Genomic DNA, 12167 nt, shown 5'->3' on the forward strand with positions numbered 1-12167 from the left:
GGCCGGCATCGAGAATGCCGTTAGTTCAGGGGCGGTGGTATCAGGAACTGGAGTTACAGGGAGAGTAACGATAATCGAAGCGGAACGGCTGGCAGAAATATTCCCGGCGGCATCCTTGGCCCAGGCATAAAGGGTCTTACTCCCTTCTGATGCAAAAGTGTATGAGGACGGTGCCGTTGAAGTCCAGCCGCTTGCCGTTACGGCAGGTGCAGCTGAACTTTCGCTTACCATGTAACCGGTTACTCCTTTAGCGTCAGTGGCATTAATGCTGTTAATCGAAACGTTGAGTGCTGGCGATGTGGCCGGCATCGAGAATGCCGTTAGTTCAGGAGCAGTTGTATCCGGAATTATGTTGTTCACCATAACGCCAATTGTTGCCTGGCCTATATTACCCTTTGCATCATATGCCTTTGCATTCAATGTAACCAGCCCATTTGAGGTGCTGCTTGTGTCCCAATTGTATCTGTATGGCGGGAAATTCACCACTGCCCTGAGCACGTTGTTTTCATAGAACTCAACTTTGGTCACCGCAACGTCATCAGAAGCAGTTGACGAAACCGTCACATTGCCGATAACGGTGCCGTTATCTGTCGGAGAAGTAATGGCAACTGTCGGGGCTGTGATATCGTTTACCACTTTTACGGATACGTTGGCCGTCCCGATATTACCGGCAGCATCGTATGCCTTTGCGGTTATCATGTATGTTCCGGTATTCACTGAAAGAGAATCCCACTCAAACTGGTATGGTGCTTCATTCGCAGTGAATGCAACCACGCTGTTAATATAAAACTCGACTTTCGACACCCCTACGTTGTCCGACGCTTCAGCAACAATAGAAACTGCACCGCTTACATTTGCAGATGAAGGAGAAGTTATTGATACTGATGGTGCCATCGCCTCGTGAATTGTCACGGGGATCGAAAAACCGCTTTCCAGCCCGCTCTGATTATATGCAGTCACTGCGAAGGAGTATGTATGGCTGGCATCAAGGCCGGAAATCGTTGTTGTGCTACCGGATGTAACATCGGCAGCCATAACGGCACCGTTTGCATCAAAGGTGTCGGCAACTTTATAATAGACCCTGTACCCTGCCAGATCGGTTTCACTATTTGGATCCCAGTTGAGCAGCACATCAGCTGCCATGCAGTGAGTATTTGTCAGTAAAAGAATAGACCAGATCGCCAGTGAGCAAAAAAAATGTCGCATTTTAATCCTGTCTGCTATTTTCAGTGCCGATTTCATGATTTCCTCCGTTCCTTCTTCACCAGCCCCAAAAAAAAAGAAACAGTCCGCAAGTATTTTAATGAAACCACTTGAGGATCTGTTTCTCGCCAACCCGGCTGTCCTGTATTTACAGGATCCGTAGCTTTGTGTCCCCAAGTTACCCTGGGTTTACCCCTTCGGAAACAGGTCGTATTCTTTTGTCTTGGTAACTAATTCGTCGGGACGAGGCATTCTTGTGTGACAATTGTCACATTATGCAATAGTCAACAAAAAAGCCGGGGCCGACCCTTTCAGTAAAGGCATTTCGGCATCCCGGCTGTCTCGATGAGACCCTGTAGGCTTTCCGTCCCACCCTCACGGGTGGTTTAGTATTTTCGTGTACCGGAAATTGGTTTTTGAACGCAAAAAAGCCGGGTCCCGTCTCCCTTTTATCAAGGTATTTCGGCGACCCGGCTGTCTCGGTGAGACCCTGTAGGCTTTCCGTCCCACCCTCACGGGTGGTTTAGTATTTTCGTGTACCGCTATGAGTTGTAAGCAGAATGTCCAAATACCCTATATATAGGAAGGAAGTCAAGAAAATATTTCCCCGAACTAATCTGAAAAACGATAATAGAGGTTCAACAATCAACGTGCTCGGTAAGAAATCCAAACAAACAAGAAACCAACGTAAGAAAGAATTACCGTCGTGATATCAGGGTATCGCCCTATTATTGCAGTCTGCAAGTACTCAATAACAAACACCAATAGCATGATTGACATTACCGACAATGCATAAGAAATTTTAGATCCAATATCAACAACTACAAGCAAAAAGAAGCCAATAGCTGAGAAAGGCCAGATATTATCGAGAATCGAACCGATCCCCGCGACATTCTCTGCCATCTGACCTTTGAATGGAATCCAATTGAATTCATGGAACGCAAAAATCTGAGAATAATCAGGACGAAGTTCTTCTGCAATAAAGGAAAATGCTGCCGTTACCCCGCCTGCATAGACATGCTTCCTAAGCGATAACTTCTCTAAAAACGCAGTCGCTAAAACCCCAGAAATGAGCCCAATGATAGCTTCTAGCGAAAGCTGCCTTCCGACCACGAACACTTTGCACATTAATACCGCCCCGCAGAAAAGCCCCAGCCAGCAGTAAGCCTTACGACTATTATTGTAGATGAGATGAACTACCATTCCTAAAGAAGTAATAGACAAAGCATAGGAAACAGCACGGTAAAAATTAAAGCGTGCGGGGTCATGGATGGTCAGCCAAATCGGTTTGAGGCCGTTCTTGATATCCCCGAAATCAATTGAAGGGACAAAAGGGGATAACTGTGCAGTTCCCCACAGGATCAATACCATAAGTCCTATATCCGCAACTCTACCTTCATGAACATACTTGTGGCGCCAATCCGACAAACACTTTCCAATTCCGCTCCCTTTCCCCATCCAAACGCAGGCCATGGTGCCAAGGAAAGTCCCAAACGTGTTGAGTGCCAGATCAATCGGCGAGGAGGTTCGAGCCGGAAGATACATCTGAAGATATTCCATTAGAAAACTGAGAAATGCCCCAAATATTGTGGCAAAGAGAATGTTTATTATGATTCGGAATTTATCCACTAAAACGGAATATAAAAGGAACCCAAAAGGAATATAAACCAATAGATTCGTTAATAAATCACTGAGGGAAACCCGATTCACAACTGTGTATCGCCATACGTCAATTAATTGGTGTTCCGGTGTCCGCCAATCGACAAGCGGGAAGAGACTTCCGTAGACAATGAATAGAATGTAAAACAGTAAAAAAATGTGGTTGGAACGAAAGTTCATCATGTTACGCAATCAGATAATAGACCGTCAGTTTCAGATATTCGAGCCAGATCGGATGATACATCTCGTAGCTGTTCCAGAATTCTGTTGCTGCATATGGAGTAACATTTATATTGACTGGAAGTGATCTCCTAAATGCCAGTAAAGAACGGCGCATATGGGGTGCAGAGCTTACAATTACGAGGCTTTTAAAGTTGATAGGAAGATTCTTCGCAACAGCCCTCGTCTCTGTCAATGTACCGAATAACCCCTCTGCTTGAGGAATCCAGAGTATCTTTTCTTGGGAGATCCCACGCCACGCTAGATAATCAGCAAACCATTTGGTTCTGGTCCAGGAGCTGTTGGTTTTGAAGCTGTACTGCCCCTGCATATTGTCTTGCATCAGCATTATCCGGCTGACCCGCCCCATCTGTATCAAGTCTGCAGCTGCATCAAGCCGCTCCCAAATCGCTCCGCCGCCGGCCATCACATAACATGCATCTCCTCGGGCATTGGACTCATGAACAACAAGAGGAGTTGATAACAAGGTCCTGACATTGACCGAAAAGGAGAGAAAGAGAATGGAAGCAACAACTAGTATTATGGTTGCAGAGGATTTCAGATAATTGGAAAAGTTGGCTTTCATCAGAAATGTGCACTACCAGCAAAGGCCTTCAACCCTTCCCCTGAGAGAATCACGATCTGGAATACCAACCAGATCGATCAGACAATGTTTTTCAGTAACCAGCATTTCAAGCTTTGCGGTAATATCGCTGGTCAGCATCCCTATCACCAACACTTCGCTGTCGTCCAACACTTCTTCAATTGATTCACGTATCAGTTCCCCGATATGGGGCAGCTGTTGCTCGATGAAACGACGGTTAGCCCCAAGAAGCCTGGAGAGATGCACCTCTGGATCGTAAATAAGCAGCTGAACCCCTTTCCCTACCAACTGCTCTGCCAAGGTAACCAAAGGAGACTCCCGAAGATCATCGGTTCCGGTCTTAAACGATAATCCCACCATCCCAACCTTTCGAGAACCGGTTGCCAAAACTTTTTGTATTGCATGATCTAGATGAACCTTGTTTGAAGCCATTAAGCCAACATGCATTGGTAGCTCCACATCACGTTGCTTGGCAAGATACAATGTAGCTCGCAAATCTTTTGGCAGGCAGGATCCGCCAAATGCATACCCAGGTCTCAAATATGCGCGGGAAATGTTCAACTGGGTATCTCGACAAACCAAGTCCATGACCTGAAACGGATCGATATCGAAAGATTCGCATAACCGCCCTATCTCATTGGCAAAGGTTATCTTCAGAGCGTGAAAATTGTTGCAACAGTATTTGACCATTTCTGCCGCACGAACGGAAGAAGTATAAAACTCACAAGGAAGATGCCCGAATAAATCCCTCAGTTGCTCTTCGGGGTAACTGTGATTACAGCCAACGATCGTAAAAGGAGGTCTGTCATAGTCTTTGATAGAACTCCCTTCCCTGAGGAATTCCGGCTGAAAGCAGCAAAAAAAATCAACACCCTCTCTTTTACCAGAGGAGTTTTCGATAATTGGAGAAAGCAGGTCCTCCACTGTGCCGGGAACTAATGTGGATCTGAATACAAATATATGAGGAGATGACTTCCCTCGCATTGCAGCTCCTGCCTGCTGAGCAAGCTTCAGCATAGCACTCTGGTCCTGACTTCCGTTTGGTGCCGATGGAGTTCCTACACAGATAAGAGAAATATCCGAATTGGACAACGCTTCCTTGACATCATCAGTTACAGATACCAGCCCGGAAGCAACAACTTGCTGCATCAGCTCAACCATCCCCTCTTCCACAACAGGGGTTTTACCGGAACGAATCAAGTCAAGTTTTGCCTGGTCAATATCCACACCAATGACCTTATGACCATCTCTTGCAAGACAGGCGAGAGAAACCGCCCCGACATATCCCAATCCAAAAATACTTATGTTCATGATTGATTCCTCTCAGTCACTACTATTCATTAACATCTGGCTGGTAGGTTGAAAGGAGATGCTCAACGATGCCATCAAGGCGTTTCATTGAAGCCTGCCAGTCATGATGGGATAACATCCTCTCCCTTCCAGCAACGGAAAAGCGGGCTCGTTCATCAGGGTTCAGCATCAGACGCAAGCACGCCTGAGCATACTCTTCCGGTCCGCTTCCCACCAGGAAATGTATGCCATCCTCGGCATCTACTCCCCCTGCTCCCATTGGGCTAGTCACCACCGGCACCCCCATGGCCATGGCTTCCAGAATTTTATTCTGCGTACCGCGAGCAATATTAAGTGGTGCCACCATCACGGCAGACCTGAGAACATAAGGGCGAACGTCCGGCACTGAACCGGTGACCGTAACGCCGGGTAGTTCTCCCAGTTTCACAACAGCAGGACTCGGGTCAGCCCCTACAATCAGCAGTTTTGCGTCAGGGCAGCTGACTCGAATAATAGGTAAAGTGTTTTTACAGAAATCGAACATGCATTCCTGGTTGGGATAGTAATCCATTCGACCAATGAATGATATAGTATTAGGGTCGTAAGGACCACCATCGGGCTTGAAGTAGTTGGCATCAACTCCGTTCGGAAACCAGTTGGTATCCAGAGCGGAATTGTAGCTGGTGAGAGTCTCCCATTCGGCACGCGTAGTTGCTGTACAGATATCGAACTTACGCGCCAGGGTCTTTTCAGCAGCCTCAAGTTTAGTGCCTTCCAGCCAGTACCCAAGTGAAAACGGAAAAGGTTTGTGCTGAGCATATTCGAGCCATTTCTGCGAATCCATATCTCCGAAATCAAGGATTTTAGGAATCCCTTTCACATCTTCCACATACTGCGCAACAGAAGAGCAATGGACAAAAATAAGATCGAAGGATTCTCGAGCAAGCAGTTTGTCAATGCGACGTTTGAGGTTATGAGAATAGAAGTATCCCATTGAGGATGGCGTGGCGAGAGGTAACCGGCCTGCCATCCGTAAAACCTGAACGAGTTTATTAACCGGCACCATCTCGTATCTCTTGCAATGTGCCGCTATACCAGCCCCCTCCTTCGCCTCAACGACTGATCGAGAAAGAGAACAGACCGTCACCTCGTGCCCTTGTAATGTAAAATGGCGAATCATATTGAAAGGCCGTATCTTTCCGCCCCGCTTGGGTGGGAACGGAAAGCGATGGCATATATAAAGTATTTTCAGTTTCCCGTTCTTAAGAACTGTTCTTCTAGAGTCTCCATTCTCATAAATGTTTGACTCTTGCGAAGTCACTCTTATTCCCCGAGTGAATTCCCCTTTGACTTCGGAAAGCGTTTCATTGAGCCCTGACAGGTTTGTGTTCCAATTGTATCGTTCTTCAACTGCCTTACGTGCCTTTCTTGAAATATCCTGACGAAAGTTGTGATCAGTGATCAGCTTAACCACCTGTTGGGCAAAATTGAATGGATCGTCCTCGACAAGAATCTCGGAACCGGCATTTGCTGAGACTCCGTTGAACCCAAGCGAATTAGTGACAACCGGTACCCCCATGGCCATCGCTTCCAGAATTTTGTTCTGTACTCCGCGTGCGATACGCATTGGTGCCACAAAAACTGCAGACTGCTGAACATAAGGCCGTATGTCATCAACATAACCGGTTACCACGACATCTTTGTCCGACTTGACGATTTCAAAGAGTTCTTTCACCGGATTACTACCAACAACATAGAATTTTACACCCGGCACAGCCTTTCTAACATGAGGGTAAATCTCTTGATAAAAATATAAAACAGTCTCAACATTGGCGAAATAATCCATGACCCCGGTAAAGACCAATCGACACGAGTCATAAGGTTGCTCATCAGGTTGGAACATCCCCAAGTCAACCCCATTCAACAAAGGGACCACCCTTTCACTTGGAGTTACCAAGTGATGAAAGTCATCCACCTCTTTCTCAGAAACCAGAAAGCAACGCTGGAATTTATTACACAACGAGGTTTCATATCGTCTTAATCGGCGATCCTCAATGCGATAAATCTGTCGGAGTGGAAATTTTGCATGCATGGCATACTGCGCCCATTTTTCCGAATCCACATCCACAAAATCGATAACCTTTGGGAGATCAGCAACATCCTCAACATACTGAGCCATGGAAGAACAGTAGACAAAGATCAGATCAATCTTCTCATTTTCAATCTTATTTTTTACTACTTTTTTCAATTCATCTGAAAAGAAATAAGCCAAAGTAAGTGGCTTTTCGGTAAAAAGGGCTTTCAGTGCATTAAGTCGGGAAATAATTGGCGGCAGCTGTACTATATCAACCGATGAACAGAAAGGTTTCAGACTGGGGACATGCTGCAAGTCGGCACTATTATCCGAAAGGCAGACAAGTAAAATTTCGTGTGAATTTGAAAGAAATTTGATCTGATTGAACGAGCGAAGCTTGTCCCCTTTGTTCGGCGGATAGGGAACACGTTGACTGAGGTAGAGAATACGCATGATTAGGAAGCTGCAACCTGTTCATATATTGACTCTACGGCTCTCATCCTTGCAGTAAAAGAAAACCTGTTACATGTAGTCTGACGGCCGTTTTTCCTCAACTGCGCCGCCGTATCTTCGTTATTCAGAACCGATAGGACAGCCTTGGAGATTCCGTCTACATCACCGACGTTACATAGGATGCCGTCAACACCGTCTTCTATCATTTCAGGAACACCGCCCACAGCTGTGTGAACTACCGGTACCTCCATTGCCATCGCCTCTAGCACTGTATTAGGTATTCCTTCTGTAAGTGACGTGGATAGAAACAGGTCGAGTCCCGCATAAACATTCTGTGCATCCTTCCGGAACCCCAATAGAAAAACATTCTCCATCAAGCCGAGATTACGAATATTCTCTTCCACCTCCTGTCGGCAAGGACCATCGCCGACAAGAACAAAAAATGTATCCGGCCGTTCATGAATCACATTTTTAGCAACCTCCAAAGTGGTTGAAATAGCCTTCTCGGCACTTAGCCGCCCAACCACACCAACAATTTTAGCATTCGGAGGAATATTCAACTCACTCCGCAAGGTAGAATCAACTCTGTCACGCCGCCACAAATCAACATCAATGGCATTATAAACCACCTCGATCTTACTCTCATCGATACCGCTGTTAACCATTATCTGCTTCGTTGCTTTGGATACAGCAATGATTCTTTGATATCTCTTCAGGGATACCATGTTAAGCCATGTGTATAATTTGGACTTCATACCTTCAATTATCCACCCATGAGCAGTGAAAACAAGTTTCATTCGTGGATGAATAAGTCCGAGCAAAAACCCGAAAAAACAGGTTTTATAATCTCTGGCATGATAAATAGCAATCTTATGTTCACGAATGATTCTGTTTATTTCCTTAAGGTTGTCAAAATCGAACTTGCCGTGCTCAAGAACCTCATAAACAATTAACCCTCTCTCTCGAGCCCATGTTGCAATCTGAAACTCCTTGTCGGATGCTCCACGCATATACATCAGAATAACATTGAACTTATCAGGATTTGCCTTTTCAGCCACCAGCAGTGCTGTTTTGTCAGGACCACCGCCGGTGGTATATGTGCTTCGGCACTGCATCACATTTATTTTATGCTCATTACCCATTATCAGTCACTTTCTGGTCCCGACAATTTTTGCAGGGATTCCGGCGGCAATGGAATTTGATGGGATAGAAGTGAGCACCACTGCGTTCGCTCCTATGGCTACATTGTCCCCAATAATTATATCTCCCAATACCTTGGCTCCAGCACCTATCAACACGTTGTTGCCGATGGTTGGCGGGTTCCCCCAACCACCCTTGTCACCGAGCGTTACTCCTTGATACACAGTACAGTTCTCGCCAATTTTTACTTTAGAATGAAAAATGATTCCCCCAAAATGGTGAATTCTGAACCCCTTACCAATTTGGGTTGCTGCCGGGATTGATATTCCAGTAGTGATCTCGGTGAATCGTTCAATAATAAAACGAAACGGCTGGGCTGGAACTCCATGCAAATGAAACCAATGAAAGAACCTATAAACAAGAATCGCTTGAAAGCCTTGGGAAACCAGTCCCCTGATAAGCAAACGCAAGAAACTTGTATCGCAGTTTTCATCATTAAACCGGTCAAGATCAGCTTTCACATTATCCAACATATCAGTCCCTTAGAAGGCTAAACATGCAAAAATAACAAAACTGACCTCAAGAAAGAGGTCAGTTTTGATTTTAGCCCATAATTTAAGAAGATCAATAAGTATTACATCATTTTGGTAAAGTCGCAGGGTCCCACCCACCTGCTGGGGTCGCGGGAGTTACTGGAGGCAAAACCATATCAATTGGATTAAATGCTCCAATACTTATATAACCGGTAAGACGAGGCTGCCCTAAAAAATCTGTAGGAGCAACATCTTTGACAATATCAGTCCCTGAATTTTTGGCAGGGCTAGTTGATCTTAGTACAAAATTTCGTCTAGCAGCATCAACAAAAAGTGGATCAGCGTTTAATGATCCAGTGGCCCATGATGGTAGAGCAAGAGACGGGTTTGCTGTACTGTAGAATAAATTGTTTGATTTAGTGGCGGGGCCAGTCGAGTTAGCGTATGCTAAATTTCTTGTATCAACAATAATGTTGTTACGAAAATCTACTGAAGCACTACCACCATGCAGTACGTTACTAACCCCGTACCCATATGCCGTATTGTTATAAGCTTTAATGGCCCCACCGCCCGATTCAAACCTAAATGCTGCTCCTGGCACTCCTCTGCCGGAGGATGTGTAATCAGTATCTGTTACAACAATATTATTAAATATTTCATACTGATTGCTTTCGCTACAATTAACATTGATATTTATAGCAGCTCCGCCTTGATTTTTTACTACATTGTGATGAATTTTTAACGGCCCACTCCACCCGCCACAAACGCTATCGTCATAGACATGGATACCATGAGCTACTGGGTTGTCATGGTGGTAATTCCATGCAATTTCGTAAGCAGCAGCAGGAGCACCTGAGCGATTAGTCAAGTAGTATAAATGATGAGAAACCGGAGTCGACCCGTCGGCCTTACCGTAATTAAATATCTCATTCCCATATATTCTTGATCCACTGCAAACAGTCGCATCTCCCGGCGTTGCCATACATCCAACCGCTAGAGCAGCATTATAACCATAGGGTGATGCTTGAGGCCCTGATATTTTATGGCCAATGACTCTTGAATAATAACCAACTGGCACTGTATTATGCACTGTAGTTATGGTAAATTTAGAAGTCACCCAATAACCACTTGGCGAAGTCATAAATTTCAATGCTGAGGTATTATTGCCATTAAGCTCTGAAGTGGTATTAGGGTATACGACAAGCGAATATGGCTTGGTTGCAGTCCCAAGCATACTAGCATTCTTCGCCATTTCTACATCAACAGAAGAGCCAACACCAACAGAATAGACAATATCTCCTGCTGACATCTTGGACGCTTGCAAGGATGCTTGCAATGTAGCCCATGGTGTTGACCATGAACCGTTTCCTGTATTGTCATTGCCTGTAGACTTGATGAACTTAATCCCGCCCGTTCTAACTGTAAACGGCAATGTGTTGGAATCAGACCCATCTACAGTAACCTTAATTGTATTAGCTCCGTCAGCAGCCCCAGCGGGAATAGCAAAAGCAATCTCCTGCATTTTATGATAGGTACTGAGATTTGCGGGGCCACCCGGAAGAGTACCATCTGCATCCTTCCAGTAATATATTGCCGTAGCTTCTACATTACCCACATAAACCTTAGATGTGCCTTGTGATGGCCCAAGATTGTTCCCCCATATGGTGACTATTGCACCACTGCCAACTCCATCAGTATTCCCAGTTTTTGGCCCTGAAGTGATATCAGAAAAATTCAGAATAGGTGCCGCCAACAATTTCACAGGAGATGAAAATGTGAAACCTATAAGCATAATGATAAAAATTAGGAATTGCACAAATATTCGTTTACTTGGGTTGAATATAGTCTCTTTCATTTCTTTTCTCCGCGACAGATAAGTTGTATTATGGTTCCCCGAAACGAACTCGCAAATTAAAAAAGCTGAATTGCCTACATGCCTGTTTAAGCATTTCGGCAACCTGACTGTCTCGTGAAGACCCTTTAGGCTTTCCGTCCCACCCTCGCGGGTGGTTTAGTATTATCGATTGTTAATTGGTATATTTTCTTATAATAATAGTAATCGGTAAAAGAGCAAATACAACCGTGATTGTTATCACAATAATAAATTTTGCTGGCTAATACACCACAAAGAATATGTAATTAAAACTTAGCGCTCGTAGACTCAAATCAAAATCAGATTCCGATTAATATCAATCTGGACTTCCCTAGTTTTTTAGACACTGATATGGGAATATTGAAACCCCTAGGAGGTGTCGATGTCGAGCAAACGTTATTCAGAAGAATTCAAGCGTGAAGCAGTCAAGCAAGTTATCGAGCGCAATTATTCGGTCGTAGAAGTTTCAGCACGGTTGGGTGTGTCCACCAAGAGCCTGTATGCGTGGATCAGCGCTGTCGGTGGGTCAGGCCGCAAAACTGGAGAGTTGGATGATCTCCGCAAAGAGAACGCTCGCCTCAAGTCGGAACTGAAACGTATCGCCGAAGAACGAGACATTTTAAAAAAAGCCGCCGCGTACTTTGCCAAGGCATCCGGGGTAAGGTACGCATTCATTCGCGACCATAGCACGGAATTCCCCGTCCTGACGATGTGTCGCGTCCTACGGATCCAGCGCAGCGGTTATTATGCCTGGCTCAAGGAGCCCGAATCACCGCGAGCCAAAGAAGACCGTCGCCTCCTTCTGCCGTGTCTCTTTTTTATAAAAGCGAAAAATATTTTACGTTATCCTCTATGGCGGCGCCGGCCAAAAACTCAGGTCATCATCCATTTGACCAGGACTCCCAATACGGCAGCGACGGCTGGCAGCGTTTTTGTCATGACCATAACCCCGAGCATGAGTCGCCGTGGTAACTGCTACGACAACGCCGTTGCCGAATCATTCTTCAGTAGTTTGAAGAAAGAGCGTATCAGACGCAGAATTTATCGAACTCGGGACGAAGCTCGTTCAGATGTGTTTGATTATATGGAAGTATTCTATAACCGCAGTCGGCGGCACAG

Annotated in this window: 8 protein-coding genes, 1 pseudogene and 4 riboswitches; of the genes and pseudogenes, 1 reads left to right on the forward strand and 8 read right to left on the reverse strand. The window is 45.3% G+C overall.

The window, feature by feature from the left end:
- The 8 genes from OR1_RS20105 to OR1_RS22210 all read right to left on the reverse strand — a co-directional run.
- The coding region (locus OR1_RS20105; protein WP_152609990.1) for an Ig-like domain-containing protein at positions 1-1335 on the reverse strand (1335 nt) is incomplete at its 3' end.
- Positions 1328-1407: riboswitch (cyclic di-GMP riboswitch) on the reverse strand. Its footprint overlaps the gene before it by 8 nt.
- A 120-nt stretch (positions 1408-1527) precedes the next feature.
- A riboswitch (cyclic di-GMP riboswitch) is annotated at positions 1528-1604 on the reverse strand.
- Positions 1605-1664: 60 nt separating this feature from the next.
- Positions 1665-1741: riboswitch (cyclic di-GMP riboswitch) on the reverse strand.
- A 107-nt stretch (positions 1742-1848) separates the two neighbouring features.
- Positions 1849-3045, reverse strand: a complete 1197-nt coding sequence (locus OR1_RS20110; protein WP_041974847.1) for a VanZ family protein — start codon at positions 3043-3045, stop codon at positions 1849-1851.
- A gap of 1 nt (position 3046) precedes the next feature.
- Positions 3047-3667: a YdcF family protein gene (locus OR1_RS20115; protein ID WP_041974849.1), complete on the reverse strand. Its 621-nt coding sequence runs from the start codon at positions 3665-3667 to the stop codon at positions 3047-3049.
- Between the two features lie 12 nt (positions 3668-3679).
- Positions 3680-4996, reverse strand: coding sequence for a nucleotide sugar dehydrogenase (locus OR1_RS20120; protein WP_041974851.1), 1317 nt, complete (start codon positions 4994-4996; stop codon positions 3680-3682).
- A gap of 22 nt (positions 4997-5018) precedes the next feature.
- Positions 5019-7502: a TIGR03087 family PEP-CTERM/XrtA system glycosyltransferase gene (locus tag OR1_RS21860; protein ID WP_082003061.1), complete on the reverse strand. Its 2484-nt coding sequence runs from the start codon at positions 7500-7502 to the stop codon at positions 5019-5021.
- 2 nt (positions 7503-7504) lie between these two features.
- Positions 7505-8644: a glycosyltransferase family 4 protein gene (locus tag OR1_RS20135; protein WP_041974853.1), complete on the reverse strand. Its 1140-nt coding sequence runs from the start codon at positions 8642-8644 to the stop codon at positions 7505-7507.
- Positions 8645-8650: 6 nt separating this feature from the next.
- Complete coding sequence (locus tag OR1_RS20140) at positions 8651-9175, reverse strand: serine O-acetyltransferase (RefSeq protein WP_041974856.1); 525 nt, start codon at positions 9173-9175, stop codon at positions 8651-8653.
- Positions 9176-9281: 106 nt separating this feature from the next.
- On the reverse strand, positions 9282-11030 hold the full coding sequence (locus OR1_RS22210) for an IPT/TIG domain-containing protein (RefSeq protein WP_152609991.1): 1749 nt from the start codon (positions 11028-11030) through the stop codon (positions 9282-9284).
- A gap of 94 nt (positions 11031-11124) precedes the next feature.
- A riboswitch (cyclic di-GMP riboswitch) is annotated at positions 11125-11201 on the reverse strand.
- 229 nt (positions 11202-11430) lie between these two features.
- Between OR1_RS22210 and OR1_RS21865 the strand changes: the two are divergent.
- Positions 11431-12167 (forward strand): annotated as a pseudogene (locus OR1_RS21865) (transposase); the annotation flags it as partial.

The organism is Geobacter sp. OR-1 (assembly GCF_000813145.1).
Classification (GTDB): Bacteria; Desulfobacterota; Desulfuromonadia; order Geobacterales; family DSM-12255; genus Geoanaerobacter.

Coding starts and splice junctions, on each gene's coding strand:
- OR1_RS20110 (WP_041974847.1), bottom strand. CDS start 3,045: ATGATGAACTTTCGTTCCAACCACATTTTTTTACTGTTTTACATTCTA.
- OR1_RS20115 (WP_041974849.1), bottom strand. CDS start 3,667: ATGAAAGCCAACTTTTCCAATTATCTGAAATCCTCTGCAACCATAATA.
- OR1_RS20120 (WP_041974851.1), bottom strand. CDS start 4,996: ATGAACATAAGTATTTTTGGATTGGGATATGTCGGGGCGGTTTCTCTC.
- OR1_RS21860 (WP_082003061.1), bottom strand. CDS start 7,502: ATGCGTATTCTCTACCTCAGTCAACGTGTTCCCTATCCGCCGAACAAA.
- OR1_RS20135 (WP_041974853.1), bottom strand. CDS start 8,644: ATGGGTAATGAGCATAAAATAAATGTGATGCAGTGCCGAAGCACATAT.
- OR1_RS20140 (WP_041974856.1), bottom strand. CDS start 9,175: ATGTTGGATAATGTGAAAGCTGATCTTGACCGGTTTAATGATGAAAAC.
- OR1_RS22210 (WP_152609991.1), bottom strand. CDS start 11,030: ATGAAAGAGACTATATTCAACCCAAGTAAACGAATATTTGTGCAATTC.